Annotated in this window: 18 protein-coding genes and 1 riboswitch; of the genes, 3 read left to right on the top strand and 15 right to left on the bottom strand. The window is 43.6% G+C overall.

From position 1 onward, the window contains the following. Window positions 1–17: 17 nt before the first annotated feature. From eutJ to VB077_RS15480, 12 genes are all read right to left on the bottom strand, one after another. The gene (eutJ, locus tag VB077_RS15425) at window positions 18–860 is read right to left on the bottom strand and encodes an ethanolamine utilization protein EutJ (RefSeq protein ID WP_323416149.1); all 843 of its coding nucleotides are present in this window, start codon (window positions 858–860) and stop codon (window positions 18–20) included. Further along, window positions 848–1522: a cobalamin adenosyltransferase gene (locus tag VB077_RS15430; RefSeq protein WP_323416150.1), complete on the bottom strand. Its 675-nt coding sequence runs from the start codon at window positions 1520–1522 to the stop codon at window positions 848–850. The genes eutJ and VB077_RS15430 overlap by 13 nt, the downstream gene beginning before the upstream one ends. Window positions 1523–1531: 9 nt before the next feature. Continuing rightward, the gene (locus VB077_RS15435) at window positions 1532–1993 is read right to left on the bottom strand and encodes a EutP/PduV family microcompartment system protein (RefSeq protein ID WP_323416151.1); all 462 of its coding nucleotides are present in this window, start codon (window positions 1991–1993) and stop codon (window positions 1532–1534) included. Then, window positions 1990–2343, bottom strand: coding sequence for a BMC domain-containing protein (locus tag VB077_RS15440; protein WP_323416152.1), 354 nt, complete (start codon window positions 2341–2343; stop codon window positions 1990–1992). Before VB077_RS15440 ends, VB077_RS15435 begins: the two co-directional genes overlap by 4 nt. 35 nt (window positions 2344–2378) lie before the next feature. Beyond that, window positions 2379–3329, bottom strand: coding sequence for a choline TMA-lyase-activating enzyme (cutD, locus tag VB077_RS15445; RefSeq protein ID WP_323416153.1), 951 nt, complete (start codon window positions 3327–3329; stop codon window positions 2379–2381). Window positions 3330–3354: 25 nt separating this feature from the next. Further along, window positions 3355–5904 carry a choline trimethylamine-lyase gene (cutC, locus tag VB077_RS15450; RefSeq protein ID WP_323416166.1) on the bottom strand — a complete coding sequence of 850 codons (2550 nt, stop codon included), beginning with the start codon at window positions 5902–5904 and terminating at the stop codon, window positions 3355–3357. A 15-nt stretch (window positions 5905–5919) separates the two neighbouring features. Beyond that, window positions 5920–7368 (bottom strand): acetaldehyde dehydrogenase (acetylating), encoded by a 1449-nt coding sequence (locus VB077_RS15455; protein WP_323416154.1) that lies wholly within the window; start codon window positions 7366–7368, stop codon window positions 5920–5922. Between the two features lie 46 nt (window positions 7369–7414). Beyond that, entirely contained in the window at window positions 7415–7705 is a 291-nt protein-coding gene (locus VB077_RS15460; protein ID WP_323416155.1) for a BMC domain-containing protein, read from the bottom strand. Between the two features lie 27 nt (window positions 7706–7732). Continuing rightward, window positions 7733–8029 carry a BMC domain-containing protein gene (locus tag VB077_RS15465; RefSeq protein ID WP_323416156.1) on the bottom strand — a complete coding sequence of 99 codons (297 nt, stop codon included), beginning with the start codon at window positions 8027–8029 and terminating at the stop codon, window positions 7733–7735. 135 nt (window positions 8030–8164) lie between these two features. Continuing rightward, window positions 8165–8827 carry a TerC family protein gene (locus VB077_RS15470; protein ID WP_323416157.1) on the bottom strand — a complete coding sequence of 221 codons (663 nt, stop codon included), beginning with the start codon at window positions 8825–8827 and terminating at the stop codon, window positions 8165–8167. A gap of 214 nt (window positions 8828–9041) precedes the next feature. Then, window positions 9042–11090, bottom strand: coding sequence for an alkaline phosphatase family protein (locus VB077_RS15475; RefSeq protein ID WP_323416158.1), 2049 nt, complete (start codon window positions 11088–11090; stop codon window positions 9042–9044). 31 nt (window positions 11091–11121) lie between these two features. After that, a complete protein-coding gene (locus tag VB077_RS15480; RefSeq protein WP_323416159.1) occupies window positions 11122–12729 on the bottom strand; it encodes a BCCT family transporter in 1608 nt (535 codons plus the stop codon). A 337-nt stretch (window positions 12730–13066) separates the two neighbouring features. Here VB077_RS15480 and VB077_RS15485 point away from each other — a divergent pair, with 337 nt between their 5' ends. The 3 genes from VB077_RS15485 (at window position 13067) to VB077_RS15495 (ending at window position 15399) form a co-directional block, all read left to right on the top strand. Further along, window positions 13067–13972: a LysR family transcriptional regulator gene (locus VB077_RS15485; RefSeq protein ID WP_323416160.1), complete on the top strand. Its 906-nt coding sequence runs from the start codon at window positions 13067–13069 to the stop codon at window positions 13970–13972. 137 nt (window positions 13973–14109) lie between these two features. Continuing rightward, a complete protein-coding gene (locus VB077_RS15490) occupies window positions 14110–15102 on the top strand; it encodes a DMT family transporter (RefSeq protein ID WP_323416161.1) in 993 nt (330 codons plus the stop codon). 30 nt (window positions 15103–15132) lie between these two features. Further along, on the top strand, window positions 15133–15399 hold the full coding sequence (locus tag VB077_RS15495; RefSeq protein ID WP_323416162.1) for a hypothetical protein: 267 nt from the start codon (window positions 15133–15135) through the stop codon (window positions 15397–15399). An 86-nt stretch (window positions 15400–15485) separates the two neighbouring features. Here the strand turns inward: VB077_RS15495 and VB077_RS15500 are convergent, their stop codons facing one another. The 3 genes from VB077_RS15500 to VB077_RS15510 form a co-directional block, all read right to left on the bottom strand. Next, the gene (locus tag VB077_RS15500; protein ID WP_323416163.1) at window positions 15486–16811 is read right to left on the bottom strand and encodes a hypothetical protein; all 1326 of its coding nucleotides are present in this window, start codon (window positions 16809–16811) and stop codon (window positions 15486–15488) included. Window positions 16812–17113: 302 nt separating this feature from the next. Then, on the bottom strand, window positions 17114–18364 hold the full coding sequence (locus VB077_RS15505; protein ID WP_323416164.1) for an Nramp family divalent metal transporter: 1251 nt from the start codon (window positions 18362–18364) through the stop codon (window positions 17114–17116). Continuing rightward, the gene (locus VB077_RS15510) at window positions 18361–19659 is read right to left on the bottom strand and encodes a magnesium transporter MgtE N-terminal domain-containing protein (protein WP_323416165.1); all 1299 of its coding nucleotides are present in this window, start codon (window positions 19657–19659) and stop codon (window positions 18361–18363) included. The genes VB077_RS15505 and VB077_RS15510 overlap by 4 nt, the downstream gene beginning before the upstream one ends. A gap of 221 nt (window positions 19660–19880) precedes the next feature. Next, a riboswitch (M-box (ykoK) riboswitch) is annotated at window positions 19881–20045 on the bottom strand. Between the last annotated feature and the right edge of the window lie 158 nt (window positions 20046–20203).

Genomic DNA, 20203 nt, shown 5'->3' on the forward strand with positions numbered 1-20203 from the left:
ACAACCGTCACTCCCCTCTAAAGGATTTCCTGAGTACAGTTCAAAGCTATCCCTAACGGTGTAACAAACATCGGATTTTGCGGCTTATAAATAGGAAGGTTTATTTGCTTGGCGATGATATTTTCGATTCCTTCCAAACAGCAGGTTCCCCCGACCAGGTAGATTTCTTTAACCGGGTAATCACGGACATGGCAGTTAATGATGGAGGCTACTTTTTCAATGACAGGCCTTAGCACCGGAAGCAATTCCTTATGATGTCTGGAATCCCGCTTATATTGGTCTGCTTCGTCAAAGCTCAACTTATAGGCCCCCGCAATAACAAGCGAAAAGTGCGTGCCACCCGTGGGCTCATCGGCTACATAAATCACTTGGCCGTCTTTCAGTATGGCAATCCCCGTAGTTCCCCCGCCAATATCGACAATCGCACCATTTTTAATGTTCAGCACAGCATTGGCTGCCGTGGGTTCATCTAAAAGCTTGGTTAATTCAAAACCGGCTCCCTGCACCACATATTTGATGGCTCCCGAATCCAAGGTGAATGTCCCCGGGGGAAGGGCTGCTGCGGCATAGATTAGTGTTGTCCCGATTTTTTCTTCAAGCTCTCGCTTTAGTTCTTTAACGATGCGAATCGCCCCAATATAGTCAACAACCATGCCGTCTTTAACAACATCGGCAAACCGGTAGGCACCGGCAACCGGCTGATAATTCTCATCAAGAACAGCCAGAACAATATAAGCTGTCCCTAAGTCAACCCCTGTATAGTAAACGGAGGATTTCTTCACAATCGGTTGGGCAATCACTTTTTCAAAATCACGCACCAGTTGATCGCAATATTGAAAGGATGTATTTACGGTTTGCATTGTCGTCCTCCTTGACACTTCCACATCATGATGCAGAGCACATCCATAATAATGTTTACTTTCTCAATTAAATCTTCACGTGTACAGGCTTGCTGCTCTTCATTCCAATAGGCTTCCAAAATCGCAATTTCGGCCTCGCGAAGGGAAACACACAAGTGATTTAACTGGGCCATTGTTTTTCCATGCGGAAACTGCACAAACGAGTCATCGATGATTAAATGTTTCTTAAGATTTTGAGAACAGTTTTTAATCTCCGTTTCCGTCCATTCCCAGAATTCAATCTTATCCGGCGCTGTTTGATTGCGTTCCGCATTTTTTACGCTTCGAACGTATTTCCCCAGTTGCAGGACTTCTTCACTTCGGGCAGCATCACCGCTGCTAAAAAGCTCTGCCGCTGTCACCTGAAAAAGTGATTCAATGCAGTCCAGTCTGCTCCTTAATCTGAGAACACACCAATTTCGCGATTCTTGTACAGGATTTGCCCTTTGGCCGTTCTTGTTCTGCTTGTCTTGCTTATCCTGCTCGGTCTGCAGCTTTATCCCTCTGTCCATGAGAAATTGGCGAGCACCGGGTGTGATCTTTGTATCTGGTTTGAGAACATAAGTGCTGAATGGATCTATTTTATATAAATCTCGCAGCTCCATTTCAGTAATGAATTTCATAGCCTCACCTCACACTTTCTTGGCTTCGGAATGATCCCGTTTTCCAAGCAGATACGATTTCAGCGTTTCAACGCCTGTATTGTCTTTTAACGAAATCTCAAAGCAGGGTTCTGAAACTCCGATGCGCTTGAGTTGCTGCCGACACAAGCTGAGATTTTCCGGCGCTAAATCAATCTTTGTAATCACACCGATAACCGGACACGTAAACGTTTTGGCAAAGCATGGAGGGTAGACGTCAATCGGGCGGAAAGCATTGATCAGGAGGAGTACATAGGATGCGGTTTGTGCTGTTGCAATCAGGTATCTGTACATTGAAGCGTTTTCAATATATGAGCCCGGTGTGTCCATCGTATTTTTCCCATAGATGACATCCTGAGTTTTTCTCAACGGTCTTTCCGTATCATTTAAAACATTGACCAAAGTGGATTTTCCGGCCTGGGTAGGCCCGATAACCATAATGCGTTTTTTCATGTTCGTGTCACCTTGGCCGGCGTGAAGAGCAGCAAATTTTCCAATGTATCATTGATGGCAGTCATGGCGGATTCGACACTGGCTACATCTCCGGAAATCACCAAGGATCCGGTAAAACGATCCAAAAAACCGATCTCAACGTCTGATGCCTTTGTTGCAATATCAGCGGCTATAATTGCCGTCTCACTCGGAGTAAGGGTTAAAATTCCGATGGCTCCGCGCTCCTCAATTCCCAAACGTTCATATAAATCGGATACGGGTGAGGCGATGATATGGGCCAAAGTAACTTGTTTGCCGGGTACATATTCCTGGATGATGCGTCTTCGGTCAAATTCATCATCTTCACTCATAAAATCCCCCCATCCGTTGGTCTCATTTGTACCGCTTAGTGTTTAACAATATTGACGTTTAGATTGTAATCCTTGATCACTTCGGCAATACGGTCCAGTTCTTCCGCTTTAAAGCTTAAATCTTCCGTAATGGTGTACTTTAGATCTAACTGCTTGTATTTGTTGATTCCTAATTTGTGATAAGGCAGCAGATCAATGCCTCGAAAGTTTTTGAACGTTTTAAATGGAAGTAAAAATTCCATGGTACGATGAAGGGTATCTGCACTGTCATTCATGCTTCTGATCAGCGGCATCCTAATTTTGACGTTAAATCCCCGATTAATAAGCTCTGTCAGATTATCCAGAATGCGTTCATTCCGGACTCCGGTCAGTTCATAATGATGATCGGAGTCAATATTCTTAATATCAAACAGAATCAGGTCGGTGAATCGGGCGACCATGAGCAAAGCATCCGGTTTTGCATAACCACAGGTCTCAATCGCTGTATGAATTCCCATCTGTTGGCATTCCATTAGAAGGTTAGCCGCAAACTCAGGCTGCGATGTGACTTCTCCTCCGCCAAGCGTGACCCCGCCACCTGAACTGAGATAGAAAAGGGCGTCTTGTTGGATGATTTTCAAGACTTCAGATACCGTTTTGTCCATACCGGCTATGGAAAGTGCCTTTCGCGGACATACCGATTCACATCTGCGGCAGCCTCGGCAATCTATCTTTCGATTGACTTTGTGTCTGGGTCCTTCCATCCAATAATGAATCTTTTCCGGACAAACAGAAATGCACTTGCCGCAATGAATGCACAAATCTTCCATAAACATGACCTGATATTTTCTTTCAAGTCCCTCGGGATTTGAACACCATTTGCATCTTAGCGGACATCCTTTGAAGAAAATTAATGTTCTTATGCCAGGCCCGTCATAGATTGAATACTTCTGAACATTGAAGATCCTCGCTTTCCGTTCTAAGACTCCGCTCATTTCTGTACTCATAATGTCTCCGTTCTAAAATTCCCTTTTAAAAATGATCTAAAACTGTTCTGCTGATAATCTCATCCTGTACTTCTTTGCAAAGTTCTACGAAGTAGGCACTATACCCGGCAACACGAATGATTAAATCACGATATTTGTCCGGTTCGATTTGGGCCTTCTTTAAGACTTCATTGTCAACATAGCTAAATTGCATCTGGCCATTGCCGAGAATAGATGCTGTTCTGAGCAAGGTAATCAAACCATTTTCACCTTCCGGCGTTTCGAGAATGCCGCGCAGCAGTTTAAAGTTGTGCACCATGCCGATATTCATAGACTCCACACTCAGCTTGCTGACCGATTTAATAATCGCGGTGGGACCAAGCTTATCGGCACCTTGGGTCGGGCTGATTCCGTCAGATAAGGGTGTCCAGGCGAGCCGCCCATTGGCTGTCGCACCGGTAATTTCGCCGATAGGTGTATTGTTGGAAATCGAAAGCGTACCATGGGAAAAATGCGAGAAGAGCATTTTATAGGAGTTATGCCTCCGTTCAGTCCAACTGATAATATCTGAGGCAATCGAGTCAACATAATCATCGTCATTCCCGTATTTCGGTGCATTCAAACAATCCGTTCGCAGAGCTTCATAGCCCTCAAAATTTGCGTCCAAGGCATCGCGAATTTGTTTAAGCGAATACTTCTTTTCTTCGAACACTAACTTCTTAATGGCTGCCATTGAATCCGCATAGGTTCCCAAGCCGGAGAAGATCAGACCGGGTCCGTAATTGATGAGCGCTCCGCCGTTTGTAACATCGGTCCCCTTTTCCATGCAGCCCTCGATCAGCAGGGACATCAGCGGTTTGGGAACAAGTTCCCGATGTACCCGCTGGCTGACAAGAGTTCCTATAGCCGATAAGCGAATAATGTGTTCGATTTGCTTCTTACAGGCCGCGTCAAATTCTTCATATGTCTTAATCTTGTCGAGATCCCCGGTATCCACCCCTTCCATCGTGCCATGCCATTTCATGATGCCGCGATTCAGAACAAATTCAATCGCAATCGGCCACTGCGTATAACCGGTGGAGGTCCACTGATAGATACGGCCGGATTTTTGCGGTTCAACACATCCCATCAGGCAATAGTCGCGTGCATCTTCGATGCTGAACCCCTTGGCTAGCATCATTTTTATATGACAATCATCAAAGTGGCAAGCGGGGAAGCCTAACCCGGCTTTAACAACCTCTACGATTTTCTTCAAATATTTTTGTGGGGATCGATTGTGGATCCGGCAAGCAAGAGAGGGCTGATACATCTTGGTAAACCGAACGGCATCCATAATTAGATAGGTCAAATCATTCGTGGCATCACCGCCCATCCGTAGCTGTCCGCCGACCGTCAGGTTGATGAACGGCTGATAGCCGGCAAAATATTTTGCTCCCAGCTCACTGGAAAGCCACATCACTTCAGAGCATTTGATAATAAAACAGCTCATCAATTCAAAGGCTTCAAGCTTGTTGATGCGGCCCGCCTCCATGTCCGCCTTGAACATTGGATAAATATATTGATCCAAGCGTCCGAGGGAGATACCTGTCTGATTCTCTTCCACTACAAACAGGGATTCCAGCGTCCAGACCGATTGCAAGGCTTCATGGAATGTTTTCGGCGGATTAGCCGGTACACGGGTCAAGATATCCGAGATTTTGTACAGTTCGTTCCTCCGGGCAGTGTCCTCTTCTCTGTCAGCCAGTTCATGCGCATAATCCGAAAGGCGTTTAGCATAGGCCAAGATCCCGTTACACGTTTCAATCTCGGCTTTATAAAAATAAATCTTATCGATATCATCGGGGTTTTCCATGGATAACCGGCTCAATCTGTTAACGGCTTCCTGTTTTACCCCACCGATCCCTTTTTTAATAAGGATGACATCATAACCCGGACAAGTATCCCCGCCGCCATTCAACTGATGATAGGAGAGGTCACTGACAAAGGCCTCGCCGGAGAATGACCAAATGCCGGCTTCTTCATATTGTTGCTGACAGATTTCATCCAGGCTTTTTCCTTCCCAGAAAAGAAAAATCTCCTCCCGCAAGATCCGCTTGTCCTCTTCACTAATTTGGAAAGGATCCTGGGGCCGGGTTGACATAGTATCCAACTCATCCCGAATCCATCTCCAGGCAATATCAGGGGATACTGCCCCGGCACGCGGTTTACCGCAGGGATGTCCCACAATTAACTCATCCTTTTGAATCAGCAAAGGGGCTGTCTCACAAGCTTTTTTGAAACACTTGGCCCGCAGCAAAATCTTGGGCAAGCCGGCATTTTCCTTAGCGACTTGGGTAAAGGCCTTGGCCCGATAGGTAGTAACGCTGGGTTTCGCTTTTAAATAAGCAGCGCGAAGACGTTTCAGCCTTGGCGTTAAACCGGTAATTTCCCCTTCATACACTTGTGAATTCGACCCACCGGATGTTTTAGCCCGTGTACTCGCTGCGGACAGTTCCCTAGAAATTCCTTGGAATAGCTTCATAACAGCCTTTTTTTCTTCCGGGGACAAATTTTTAGTGACATCGGCAAACTTTGCCGAGAATTCTTTTGCATCCAACATATTGTCCTCCATCTACTTATTCAGCAGCCGCTCAAGCAAATTCTCCAGCTGCTCTTTTAAATCAGACTCGTTTTCTTCGGAATGATGCACACCCTTTATATCTTCCAGTTTCCGCACACCATAACCCACTTTGCGGATATTGATCAGGTTTAGGGGCGAGACATTATCGGAAGTAAACCCGCCGCCGGCTGCACCGCACCCTAAGGTCAATGCCGGGAAGAGATTTGTTGTCGCTCCGATTCCGCCTAACGTGGAAGGCGTATTCACCAAAACTCTGGATACGGGTTTTTTCAGGGCAAATTCCCGAATCACATGATCGTTCTGTGAGTGAATGACGAGGGTATGTCCTCGGCCATCATTCAGCAGCAATTCGATGCATTTTTCACAAGCATTGTGCCAATCCCTTTCAATATAAAATGCCAAGATGGGGCAAAGCTTTTCCCTCGAATACGGATTGGTCGGGGAAACATATTTTTGTTCTGAAACCAAAACTTTCACATCATCAGGCAGACTCAGCCCAATCTTCTGTGCTATCTCACCGGCTGATTTCCCGACAATTTCCGGATTAATCGTACCGTCAGGACGCTGGAAAAATCGACTAAGCTCTTCCGATTCCTTTTCCGAAAGGAAATAGGCCCCCCTTTTTTTAAGCTCCCGCCTAACTTCTTCGGCAATACAATCCTCAACGACGATGGATTGTTCCGAGGCTGACACAATACCGTTATCAAACGTTCTGCTGGCAATAATATCTGCTGCCGCCTGTTTTATGTCGGCTGAACGTTCGATAAAGGCAGGGCCGTTGCCCGGTCCGCCATAGATGACAGGCTTTCCTGAGGCATATGCCGTCTTAGCCATCTTCGGTACCCCTGTCACTAAAAGGAGTGCCGTGTCCTTGTGCTTCATCAATTCAATCGTACCGCTCACTGTGATTGTATGCAGATAGGAAAGAGCACCCGGCGGCAATCCACTGGTTTCAGCCGCTCGTATCAGTATCTCCAGCACTTTGCCCATTGTTTTTTGAGCCTTGGGATGGGGTGAAAAAACAATGGCATTGCCTGATTTTATAGCAATTAACGCTTTATATATCGTGGTTGATACAGGGTTTGTCGAAGGAACCAAAGCGACAATGACTCCGACGGGTACCCCAATATCCATCGTCTTGTTTTCATGATCTTCAGCAATTATCCCGACAACTTTCATATCTTTAATCTTGTGATAGAGAAAATCACTGACAAAGATGTTTTTGATCCACTTATCCTGCCATTTGCCAAATCCCGTTTCTTCGGAAGACATAACGGCAAGCTCTCTGGCATATTTCGCAGCCTCCGAAGCCATATGCTTAACAATCTCATCCAATTTTTCCTGGGGGAAAGCTGCCAGAAGCTTTTGTGCTTCACGGGCATTCTCGATAAGAATCCGTGCCTCTTGAATCGAAAGCAGATCAATATCCATATGATTCACTCTCACCCTCTCATAACTCAAATCCTGTTCAACAATTCCCCTCTATTTACCAATCAAGAACATACTTAGCAACGATCTTTTCCACATCCGGATGGGGATTGGCAATTACATTGGTGCTGTAAATCTTGCCGACCTTGCCGGCGGCTTCGATACCCGCTTTGACCGCAGTTTTGACAGCTTCTACATCACCGCGTATGACAACGGAAATCAATCCGGAAGCTACATTCTCATAACCGACTAGCTCCACATCTGCAGCCTTGCACATGGCATCTGCTGCTTCGAGGACCGAAACAAGTCCATATGTTTCTATGAACCCTAATGCATCGCTTCTCTCCACAGCATTCTCCTTTCCGAACATCAATCATCAGTCATCAATATCATGCTGAGAAACAATTTTCCCTACACGGCTGACAGGACGCGGCATAACATGGGCGGCTGTTAATTCACCAATGGCAGCAGCGGCTGCCGCCCCTTGCTCGACAGCAGACCTTACAGCAGCGACATCACCTTTCACCATAACGGTAACAAGCCCGGAACCCACATTTTCATACGAAACAAGAACAACATCGGCTGCTTTACACATCACATCTGCCGCTTGTATGGCCGGAACCATCCCTTTTGTTTCCACAAGACCGAGTGCTTCTTCTCCAAAGTATTCCATGAGAACTACCCCATCCGATTTTTTTCTGATTCAACCCGTTTTTTATGTTTATTATTATAGTGCGACACACGGAGTTTGTAATATACTAAACTCTTATACGGGATATAACTCAAACGCTCTGCTTCGGAACCATGTCTATACCAATTTTTCAGCTACCTTTTTCTTATAGCTAAGAATTAATACAGCCGCAATGAGAACAACACTAAAACCAATTTCGAGGAACAAACTTTTCCCAACATAGTTTTGGATAAAAGGCTCACCGAGCATCATCTTTACTGCCGTGTGTATGATGACTGCAGCACCAATGGGAAGGATTATAGGAAAACGTTCAATTGCTTTGGTAATCAAAGTACTTCCCAAAACCACAATAGGAATGCTAATAGAAAGACCGCAAACAACAAGCAATGGACTGCCATTCGCCGCTCCGGCTACAGCCAAAACATTATCTAATCCCATCACGGCATCTGCGATAATGATCGTTCTGACGGCACTCCAGAGATTTGCACTCGATTCTATATGACTTTCTTCGTCACCCTTCTTTTCATTAAGGAGGTTATACGCCATCTTTACAAGAAACAGACCGCCAACGAGCATTAGACCGGGTATTTTCAACAACCAAACCGCAACAACGGTTGCAATAGTACGAATAACAATGGCCCCGCCTGTACCTATAAAAATAGCTTTTTTCTGATTTTTGTGAGGTAAATTTCGTACAGCCATACCAATAAAGATTGCATTATCTCCACCAAGTACTAAGTCCATTAGTATAATCGAGAAAAGAGCACTAACAAATTCCATTTTTGATTATTCCCCTTCTTAAACCAAAGCTTTTAAAACTTCCAACTATTAGTAAGACCTTTACCCAAATTGGGTAAAGGTCTTGCTTACAACTATGTTGCCAATAAAACCGGGATTAAAAGATCCGTACTGACGGCTTTATTGTTCAGCTACTCCCCTTTAAACAATTGAAATTTAATCTTTTCTGTAACGATAGCCGCGCAAATGGTATTTTCTAAACTTCTTCTGTGAAAATTTGATAGATTGGAGCCCCTTCACACTGTGCAGGGAAACGCAAACCCAACAATACTGCAACAGAAGGTGCCACATCCACTTGACGAATCGTGCGCTCGGTTGTAAACCCGGCTTTGATCCCGGAACCTGCCGCAGCAAAGATAGGCGAAACGGATGTATCGAAATATCCTTCTGAGGTTGAAATACTGTCACCATGTAATCGGTTGTAACCTTCTTCAATCGAGAAGAAGATATCGCCGCATTCCGGTCCGTTTGTACCGATTAACACTGCGTCTTTGTTTCTCAGGCAGATACCGACAACACGTTTTCCTGTCCTATCATCTCTGTAATTATATAGATCAGAGATGATTTGTTCTTCCAGGTCATACTTATCTTTCGGATCGACAATTCCATATTTATCTCTACCTTTAAGGTTGACATAAATATAGTTGCTGCGAATCTGAATCGCTCTTGTTTTTTCCCAATCCACTTCTCTGATAGAATTGCCATTTTCATCTTTTTTCATGACTGTATAGCCCAGTTCTTCCATAACCTTTGTATTGAGTCCACCATACTCCCCTAAAATAGGCGGTACGTTTTCACCAACGATAAGGCCATGGTCACTCAAAAATAGGATAGTCCAACCTTCATCTAATAGATGCAGGAACTCACCCAGATAATTATCAGTTTGGACATAAAATTTCTCGATGAACCCTTGGTAGGTTTTCTCATCTGTGTGTTTCCAAGGTTCCAGAGTTTTCCCGAGATGCCATAATTGATGGCCTGCACAGTCAATGTTATGAAGATGTGAGAATACAACCTCATATCCCTTTTCTTTGATACAGTAATTCAGACAATCCGCTTGCCATTTGTCATAAAGGGCCCAAGAAGGTTCAAAAATTTCTCGAACCAATTCGGCATCTTCCCCGCCGATCAAACTAACCGGCGGAACTTCGCCAACATTTTTAACGATATCTTGATAGAGCGATTTTTGATGCCATAGTTGGTCATTCGAAATATCCAGAGCATTACTGATCCAAAGTCTTACCTTATTGCCGGCCGGATCAAGTTCTAAAATCTTCATCGAACGGCATGCGGGTTTAGTCACTTCTTTTTTAGTAACATCGTCAATAATACCGGTGATCATGATATCTCTTTCTAAGGTAACGATCGGTGCTTCCGCTTTTTTATTCTTATAAATAGCCACTCGGTCATATTCACCGGCTTCATTTTTAAGGATTAAAGCGGGACGTCTCATGACACCGCCGGAAGTTATGATGGTAAATTCTTTAGCCCCTTTTGGTGCATTGGCCCAACCTGTCGCATCTTTGAGCGGGGAATTAACAATGTCATAGGCAACTTTACTCCCGATCACAACTTCAGTGTCCTCGTCATCCATGACATAGGTGCGAATTTCGCCGCCTTCACGCGCTTTATCTCCCCACCAAAGCTCCATCATTTCATCGTCAACTTCATCGTCCAAAGTACCTTCCAAATCCGTAATGATGCAGCCTACACCTGCCGGTTTCTCCGCTCTTGGGGCATAACGAACTTCTTTAATTTCAGGTGTAGCCACAATAACTTTTTCCCAGTCAAGCTGTGCGACACCCATATTAACAGAACCCGGCTGCGTACCATCGACAACACTTAGATTTTCACTGTGAGAGGTTGGGGGCCAAGAACTCCCGGGCCAGTGCCAGACTAGAGTTTTCTTCCCTGCTTCAGCTGCGACATTCCAGACTTGTTCAGCGGTACAATTCCGTGAATCCATATTGTAAACAACTGCATCAAGGCTTTCCGGTGATTGTCTCCAATAACACGTGATACCATGGGTTCCCGGGTAAGCACCTGTAGCTAAGGTTGTCCAACACGGCGGTGTAATGGTGGGAATTGCACCGAGCAAATGTAAATCTTCGCGAGCTGATCCGCGATTAATGAATTTTTGTAAGTTAGGCATTTTCCCTTCGGACAGGAATTTTTTACTGATCCTAGGGTCCATTCCATCGACACCTAATACCAGAATTTTTTTGGTAAGCGGTGTTCTTTTCATATCATGTCACTCCTCTTCTGCTTCGAATAATTTACTTACTGGCTTGGGGAATCGATTCCGCATTAACTGTGTCAATTTCGCCATCATATTTGTCTGTAGTTAGGGGGCGTGCATATCCAAAATCTTCACGCAGCCATTTCACCGTGGAAATCGCGAGAATAATCAGCAGGAATAGTACCGGTACCGCTGTCAAGACAGAGGATAGCTGAACAACTTGCATCCCTCCGACGAGGAGCAAGGCGACTGTTGAGAAGAACAGCATCGCTGCCCAGAAAAGCCGAATCCATTTCGGAGGTTCAACGCCGTCTTTTACTTCATAACACGCCATGTTGGCCATGGTAAAGGAAGCCGCATCTACCCCGGTAGCCTGGGAAATCGCCATGACAAAAATGAAGAAAGGAATGACGACCTTAGAGAAGGGAAGTGTATTCAAGAACGCAGAAACAACGGCCGGACCGCCTTGCGTTTTAAGAATTGCGGCAAGATCAGCTCCATGGTTAAGGATGGCATCGACCTGATAGCTTCCAAAGACAAGATAGAAAAGCATAGAACCTATGGTCGCTGAGAAAATCATGTTTAGAATGAGCGAGCGAATCGTACGTCCCTTGGAAATCCGGGCTGCGAAAAGGCCTACATAAATTGCCCAAGCAAGCCACCATGCCCAATAGAAGACAGTCCAGTCTTGAGGGAATCCTGATTTAGTGATCGGATCGGTATAGAAGCTCATCCGCACGAAATTTTGAAGGAGCACACCGATATTATCGCCAAATAAAGAGAACATGAAGGTGGTTGGCCCAACAATCATTACAAACCCAAGAATAATAAAGGTTAAATACATGTTCATATCAGCGAGCTTGGCAATCCCGCCTTTTAGACCATGGTAACAGCTCCAGGTATAGATACAGGAGAAAAGCACACAAACAATAAGTTTAAATTGGATATTATCTGCAATCCCGAAATAATCGGCTGAGATCTTGGATAACATGGGAATAACAAAGCCCAATGATGTGGCCATCCCTCCGACCATACCCACGATGACAATGGCATCAATGAATTTTCCTAACCATCCGTCAGCAGCTTTTCCGATTACCCCGCGGCAGGCATAACTTGGATAGAGATAGGGTTTCTTGCGGACATAATACATGTAAGCAAAAGCGACGGCCGGAACAGCAAAGGTTGCCCAAGCACTAAAACCCCAGTGAAAAATTCCATAGGCCAAGCAATATTGGGCAGCTTGTGGTGAAAAGGGTTCAATCCAAAACGGCGGAGCCTGCAAGTAGGAAATCGGCTCGATCAATGCCCAGTAGACAAGAGCCGCACCTGACCCTCCACAGAACATCATTGATATCCAAGTAAATGTGGAAAATTCCGGTTTATCATCCGGGCCCCCTAACTTTACATTGCCATAGCGGCCCATGGCTAACCAAGCTAAAAAGATTAGACACCCGAAAATAACAAATTCCCAAAGCCAGTCCGTATTATACGTGATAAAGTGTATTGCCTTATTCACGGGTTCTTGGGCCGCATTTTGGAATATCATCATAGGGCCATAGACAAGAAAGCAGGCTATAACGGAAACCCAAAACACAGGGTGGTTGACTTTTGCATAAATTGGCTTTTCATCTTTACCAATGGACATTGAACAATCCCCCTAAATTATCCGATTTTAGCTTCTTCAAAACTGATTAAATTTATAAGTTCTATTTTTTCTATTGAGACGGCGATACCAGATATATAACTTGACATTCCTCCTCATTGAACAATTCGGCTCCGCGGTACCGTATTGTTCTTGTTATCACTTGTACTTACACGCAAATTATAATCATCCGATGTTTAGCTGTAAAATACATCGTGATTATGCCCCGTATAATTAATTTAATCTGGTTTGGTAAAACTTTATTTAGCTCAACTGACAATACTAATATATAATTAAAAAAAGATGGATTAGATATGCTTATATGGGAGAAGGAAAGATTATGCGTCTTGAACAACTCATGTATCTTGTTGCGGTCAATGAATCGGAATCCATTTCTCTTGCAGCCGAACGAATTCACATTTCTCAACCTGCTCTTAGTTCTGCGCTAAATAAACTTGAAGATGAACTCGGTGTCGTTTTGTTAAAAAGGACAAATTCGGGTGCCCAGCTCACTGAAATCGGCGAACTTATTATTGTAAAAGCCAGAGAAGTTCTGAATTCAGTCGATGAAATCAAATCCATAGCGCACATTAACTCCATTGAGCTTAATGGAAGTATTTCTATTGCTGTCGAACCCGGCGTTAATATTACGATAATGCCTGATATTTTAACGACCTTTAAGCATAATCATCCTAAAGTCAATGCTCTCCTGAAAGTCGGAGAGTCAAACAATATTTTAAGGGATGTAGAATCCGGCAAAGCCAATTTTGGTATTATTTTAAATACTGATGCCGTTCAAAAATCTAAGGATATTAACTATCACGAATTATTCACAGACGAATTCGTAATCATCACCGGAAGAAATCGCAAAATTGCTATGGATTTACAAACAATGACTTTGGAAAAGGCACTTTCCATGCCCATACTTCTCTACAATACGGAATACATTACCGATTGCGGGGTATCCAGCCTATTAAGAAAATATGGTAATTTGAACGTTTCTTATCGAGTGGATAACCTTGAAATGGTGGAAAAAATATTAACTTCCGGTGATATTATTGCGTTCGTCCCTAAATTTATGGCTGATGAATTTGTTAAAACCAGTAACATAAAAAAGATGCTGATTGAAGATGCTCACCTGGAAGTTTCCATTATCTTAATATGGTTAAACCGTCATCATCTATCGATGGTCGAGAAAGAATTTATTAAAATTATAAAATCAACATGTTGCAAGAAAACACAGTAAAAAGTTTCGTTCCAAAAGTTGATCCGATAGAAACTTAAAAGTTATAGGGGGTATACGAACTTGGTATTTTACTTTTCACTTTGATTATGTAAAATATTTCTCATAAGGACCAAATAGATCTTAGGAGTCTTATCCAAATGGATCAACAAACACGATTATTCTTGCAACAGAGAGACCTAAACTTTGCCAAAAAGGGGATTAACAGCGGATTATTAGCGGGTGCTGCTTGGGGCTTAGACGGGGTATTAATGGGGATGGTGTTAGGTTTAGCACCATTCACAAACAATATGAGCCTATTTGCCGCTCCTTTAGTTGGAGCCTGTCTGCATGATGGTTTTGCCGCACTATGGTTATTTATAAATAATGTCATTAACGGAAAATGGCGTGATTATGCACGCACCTTAAAGACTAAGCCCGCCAAAATGATCATGTTAGCCGCTATCTTGGGTGGTCCCATTGCTTCGTCCGGCAATTTGCTGGGCATTTATTTCGCGGGTGCCTCCTATACCGCGGCAATTACTGCAGCTTATCCGGCTATAGGTGCTATTTTAGGATTTATTTTTCTTAAAGAGGAAATATCACTCCGCGTGTGGACCGGCATAGCATTTGCCATTATTGGCTCATTTATTGTTGGCTTTACCCCGCCGGAAGGGACAAACAATCCCAACTTTTATCTCGGTCTTGGATTTGCCGCGGTTGCAGCCATTGGCTGGGCAATAGAAGGGGTTATATCAACCTATGGGATGGATTTAGTCGATTCGGATATTGCCATCGGGATCAGAGAAGCGACTTCGTTTTTTGTTTATATCTTTGTCATAATTCCTTTATGCGGAAGGACAGCTTACCAGATTCTTTTTGCTGCTTTAGCAACACCCTCCGGCTGGTACATTGCTATGATCGGCTTGATTGGTGGAATTTCCATTTTTTCTTGGTATCGTGCGATGAATATGACCGGAGTGAGCAGAGCGATGGGTCTAAACGTAACCTATGCCTTATGGTCTGTATTCTTCGGGTGGTTATTAAATAATTTACAAATAAAGCCGAACCTGATAATCGGAGTTGTCATTATTACCATAGGTACAATTCTTACGATCGGTAATCCTAAAGATTTAGTTCATTTAAAAAGCTGATATGGTAAAAAGCTGATATGGAGGTCCACCATGAGTCAGATGCCCGTAAAATTTAGAGTAGTTCAAGCAATCTACGAAAATGAAGAACTATCCAATCAAGAAATATTGGAAATTCTCAAAAAGGAATACCCTTTAGATCGAAGTGTCAGCGAAAAAGGCGTCGAAAACTGCCTCCTTTCGTTAAAAGCGAGTGGCATGATAGAACTTTCGCATGTGACATCAGATAATAAAGGAAAGCTTAAACTGAGTTATAAAATCATGGATTATGGTGCAAGACGCATGAATTATATTATTTAGAACCTAAGTTTAGACATAATAGTAAAAGCACCGGCGTTCTCACATGAGAATACCGGTGCTTTGTCATAACCTTTATTAACGGATAATCAGCTGCTGAGGAGACATTTTTCCCTCTTACCCATCGTTTGCTCCGGTGGGAATTCGCAAGCAGCAGCATATTGACAAATTGTCTTCCAAATATCTTGGCACTGAAGAAATTCCCGGAAATGAACAGATACAAGACTGACATAAGCATTAAATTCTTGGATCAGAGGCGAAAAATCGTATTGAAAAGTCCTGCTTAGGGTCGGAACGGATTTTTCCAGATTAGAACGAACTTCTTGCACTGCCGAATTAAAATGATTGGGGTCCGTCAGATAGAGTAAAAGCGGTTTATAGCGAATCCATCCTAAACAGGCCTTATAAAAGCGACGGATGATCGCCGGTTGTTTCCATAAAACAGCCTTTAATTGAACAGGCAAAACCCCCTGCAATATTTTATCATATTGCAAAAAGCCATCATGAAAAGCGTAACACGGAACTTTAAGCACTTTAAAATCGGCTAAACAGGCACTTAAAAAAGTGTCCTCGCCGCGGGCTCCTTCCGGGTTATAAAACGGAGGCAGGGGTTTATTTTCATAATATGTTGACAAGTTAAAGCCGAGATTTGAACCGGAGATAAATTTAAGGCCTCGGTTTTCCTCAACAAGATATGGACTGCCTACGGCTGTTTCAAAATCTGCGTAATCCACTCCACCTCTTGCCTGTCGATCGGCCACTGCCTCAACACTAATAATATCATTGCTTACGGCTTTCAAGAAACAACCCAAATTATCTTTTGCCGCACGATCTACCTCTTGTAAAACAGGGATAGGAGAAATATAACCGCAATGATGACCATGCGTTACATCGGCTTGATCCAAATAATTGAGATGCGTCCCTAAAATATCCTGTCTTTGCCAGAATATTTGACCACTGTAGTCATACGCAGCTAAGGGATACTCATCATCATCAATAAATAAAAGATAATCCATTTTATGTTTAACGGCCGAATAGACAATGGCATTTCTGCGTTTGGCGTAGCCCCTGCCTAAAACTTGCCGGGTTCTTACCGGATTGGCGATGTGATGTCTTTCCAGCTCAAGGATCGCTTCATCAATCTCCATATCATCAATAAAGTAAACCGCCTCAACCATGTCTAATATTTCACGATCTAAGTTCCTAAAAACTTCAGGACCCACCCCGTTATACGTTGTATCATAGGCAATAAAAAGATTTAAACTGAATTTGTCTTTGTCGGCAAACTGCCCGTATTTCCAATTCCGGGCATAAAACTGAAGCAATGTCGGGAAAACGGCCCGGCCTGTAAAAAAACCAATTCCCACTCTTTTGGGGCGAGCAGGACGAACAGAAGGTAATGGATAAATTGACATAAAAGCTGATTCCTCCTTTCTCATATGCTTAACAGAAGATAGTTGTTAGCACTCATCTCGATTGAGTGCTAACAACTAAGTACATTCTAGCACTTTAAATAGAATTAATCAAGAGAGTGCCAATTGAAGTTGTCAGTTAAAGTTGTCAGTAAGTCTCTCATTTAATAAAAAAGCATGAGTCTTCAGTTCGAAGAATTCATGCTTCAATCACTTACTTTAGACATAATGATAAAAGCACCGGCGTTTTCACTTGAGAATGTCGGTGCTTTTATCATACCTTCATTAGCGGATTAGAGCCAAACTTAACTAAAAAGCCCAGCTGTCAACCCCGGAAACAGCGTTGAAACTAGTAGAAGCAGCGTTAATCCGATTAAAATTACCGTGAAAATCCAGGCCACTCCATTGTAGAAAGGTGTATTCACATACTCGCCCATGATACTTTTCTTGCTGGCGATAAGCACCATAAAAATGAGAATCGGCGGGAGGAGCACCCCGTTGATGACTTGCGTAAAAAGCAAAACATGATAAAGAGAGAGACCCGGCCAAAGCACAATTGCCGCCCCCAGAATAATGATCACCGTATAAAGGCCAAAAAAGAATGGGGCCTCACGGTAAGATTTACTGATTCCATGTTCGAAACCAAATGCTTCGCAAACGGCATAGGAAGTGCTGAGCGGAAGGACAAAAGCAGCTAAGACCGATGCTCCAAGAAGCCCGAACCCAAAGAGTAAACTTGCATATTCCCCGGCTAACGGCTTCAAAGCCAGAGCGACATCCTTAGTTGTTTCAATCGGAATATGATTAGCATAGAGCGTTGCCGCCGTTGCCACGATGATAAAGAAAGCGATAAATCCGGTGAAGAAAGAACCAATCAAGACATCCCAACGGGTATACCGATAATTTTTCGCCGTTATCCCTTTATCAACAACCGAAGCCTGGACAAAAAACTGCCCCCACGGCGTAATCGTGGTCCCAATCACCCCAATGGCCAGCAGGAGAAAATCAGGGGAAGGTGAAAAGGTCGGCGTGATGGACTGAATCATCACCTCTTTCCAGGGGGGATTCACCATCACACCTGCTATGACATAGCTAAAAAAGGTTAAACAGAGCATAAAAAAGATCTTCTCAATCTTTTCATAGCCTGTTTTAATAACTAACCACCAAATAATGAAAGCCACCAGAGGAACAGAAATATATTTACTGACACCCAAAATTTCAAACGCGGTAGCGATTCCCGAAAACTCGGATACTGTCGTACCCAAATTCGCGACCATTAAAACAGACATAGCAAACAAGGCCCAACGAACGCCATATTGCTCACGAATCAGGTCGGCTAAGCCGCGACCGGTTGCTGCTCCGGTTCGGGCAGAAATTTCTTGAGCAATGACTAAAAACACAGTACTTATGATCATTACAAAGATTAAAGCATATCCGTACTTTGCGCCCGCCGAGGCATACGTGGCAATTCCGCCGGCATCATTATCGGCAAAAGCGGTTATAATTCCCGGTCCCATTACCGATAAAAAGAGGGCCAATCTACTTCTCAAGGTCATTCGGTTTGCCCCCTTTTCGTTTGTCTTCTCCGGACAGCAAACCAGGAATCAAACTCATTTTTCCCGCGTTCAGGAATCAGCAACTCTAAAACATCATCCACCGTAATAATACCGAGCATCTTTTGATCTTCATCCACGACCGGCAAAGCAAGCAAGCCATACTTATTCGTAATATCGGCAATCTTCTCTGTATTTTCTAGAGGGTGGATTTTGACGACTTTTTTATGCATGATATCCTTCAACTGCGTTGATGGCCGGGCAATAATCAATTCACGTAAAGAAAGCACGCCCTCCAAAGTTTCTTTTTCATCGACAACATAGACGTAATAAATCATCTCGGCATCCGGGGCCAGCTCACGAAGTTTATCAATAGCCTCCCCTGCCGTCAGATGAAGCGGGAAACCGATATAGTCCGTCGTCATTAACGCACCGGCCGTATTTTCCTCATACTTCATCAACTCACGAACATCTTCTGCCTCCTCAGATTCCATCAATCTTAAAAGCGTCTCCGATTTCTCAATCGAGAGTTCTCCTAAAATATCCGCAGCCTCATCCGGCGGCATTTCTTCCAAAAGATCGGACGCGGTATCTTCGTCCAATTGGTTAATGACTTCAACCTGAGCCTCAAGTTCCATTTCTATCAAGGCATCGATCGCCTGCTGCGAATCCAAAGTATGAATTAAATTCGTTCTTTCTTTATATCCCATGGTTTCTAACAAATCCGCAACGTCGGCAGGATGAAGCTCTCGAAGCTGCTCCTTTCCCCGAGTAAGCTGCAAAGCGGAAGAGCGACTTTCCAAAGGCTTTATATATTGCCAACTGAGGAAATTGTTTTTCATTCTACGCACAAAGAACTCTGCTCCTAAACGTCGGAACAAACCCCTTATGCCAATATCGACTGCCGCCAAAACTAATATTTGCTTATGATTACGAGTAACCCAAGATAGGGCTAAATCATTGACACGAACAAGTTTTGACCCTTTCAAATCGATAATTTGCTTATCCAATAACCATTTCCCAATAAACGTTTCATCTTCTTGAAGCGGAACAGTAATGTCGGGACTGTAATTAACCGACAATCTGATTTCTTGGGGGTTTATTGAAGAAACCCGGTCAATTGGGATCATCTCATGGACCCCTTTAGCCACCTTAATCGCTGTAACATGAGGTGTCAAACTATCCCAACGCATGACCATATCTTTGACCCGGCCTACTTTTCGCCCTTGAACATCAACGATAGGTTTATTTAGAACTTGGCTAAAATAAAATTCCTTAAGAATCTTGACTTCACCCATTTTCCTCCTCCTCTAGCTCCGGAGTCTGACCCCCTCGAACCGGGAATCAACTCCCTGTAATTCACTTGTAATGTCTCTTATAACCGATCTTAACCGTCTCTGACTAGGGCCAGAATCCATCATAACCACCTCCTATATCCTTCCCATTTAATCTAAGCAAATTAAAAAAGCCTTCTAAATTAGAAGGCTTCAGCACGCAAAAGAGGAAAGCGCCATATTTAACCTTCCCTAACTCGTTGAGCTTTAGCACTGCATAACGTAGAGCTTACTCAGCCACCTTAAGTAAAACCTTATGCCGGTAATACCTGTTCTACCCCTTGGCGTCTCTCGACATTTCCGGGCAGTGGCCTTTGTTTATACAGGAGCCTCACCTAACTGAGAATTAAGAATTATAAATTGTAGAAATGATTTGACTGCTGAAAGCAGTTAAATTTAGTCCTCTATACCTGCTAAAGTGGAAAAATGAGGATAATCCAGATCCAGGTCTTAATGTTCCTACTGAATGACATGTTAGTCGGGGGTATAATCCCCATTTCTTCTTCAT

The sequence above is a fragment of the Desulfitobacterium sp. genome (assembly GCF_034927245.1).
Lineage (GTDB): Bacteria > Bacillota > Desulfitobacteriia > Desulfitobacteriales > Desulfitobacteriaceae > Desulfitobacterium_A.

Bases quoted from the DNA above. Each gene is read 5' to 3' on its own strand.
- VB077_RS15475 (WP_323416158.1), bottom strand. From the start codon at position 11,090: ATGAAAAGAACACCGCTTACCAAAAAAATTCTGGTATTAGGTGTCGAT.
- VB077_RS15505 (WP_323416164.1), bottom strand. From the start codon at position 18,364: ATGACCTTGAGAAGTAGATTGGCCCTCTTTTTATCGGTAATGGGACCG.
- VB077_RS15500 (WP_323416163.1), bottom strand. From the start codon at position 16,811: ATGTCAATTTATCCATTACCTTCTGTTCGTCCTGCTCGCCCCAAAAGA.
- VB077_RS15480 (WP_323416159.1), bottom strand. From the start codon at position 12,729: ATGTCCATTGGTAAAGATGAAAAGCCAATTTATGCAAAAGTCAACCAC.
- VB077_RS15490 (WP_323416161.1), top strand. From the start codon at position 14,110: ATGGATCAACAAACACGATTATTCTTGCAACAGAGAGACCTAAACTTT.
- cutD (WP_323416153.1), bottom strand. From the start codon at position 3,329: ATGAGTACAGAAATGAGCGGAGTCTTAGAACGGAAAGCGAGGATCTTC.
- VB077_RS15435 (WP_323416151.1), bottom strand. From the start codon at position 1,993: ATGAAAAAACGCATTATGGTTATCGGGCCTACCCAGGCCGGAAAATCC.
- VB077_RS15495 (WP_323416162.1), top strand. From the start codon at position 15,133: ATGAGTCAGATGCCCGTAAAATTTAGAGTAGTTCAAGCAATCTACGAA.
- VB077_RS15510 (WP_323416165.1), bottom strand. From the start codon at position 19,659: ATGGGTGAAGTCAAGATTCTTAAGGAATTTTATTTTAGCCAAGTTCTA.
- VB077_RS15430 (WP_323416150.1), bottom strand. From the start codon at position 1,522: ATGAAATTCATTACTGAAATGGAGCTGCGAGATTTATATAAAATAGAT.
- eutJ (WP_323416149.1), bottom strand. From the start codon at position 860: ATGCAAACCGTAAATACATCCTTTCAATATTGCGATCAACTGGTGCGT.
- VB077_RS15470 (WP_323416157.1), bottom strand. From the start codon at position 8,827: ATGGAATTTGTTAGTGCTCTTTTCTCGATTATACTAATGGACTTAGTA.
- VB077_RS15465 (WP_323416156.1), bottom strand. From the start codon at position 8,029: ATGGAATACTTTGGAGAAGAAGCACTCGGTCTTGTGGAAACAAAAGGG.
- VB077_RS15485 (WP_323416160.1), top strand. From the start codon at position 13,067: ATGCGTCTTGAACAACTCATGTATCTTGTTGCGGTCAATGAATCGGAA.
- VB077_RS15440 (WP_323416152.1), bottom strand. From the start codon at position 2,343: ATGAGTGAAGATGATGAATTTGACCGAAGACGCATCATCCAGGAATAT.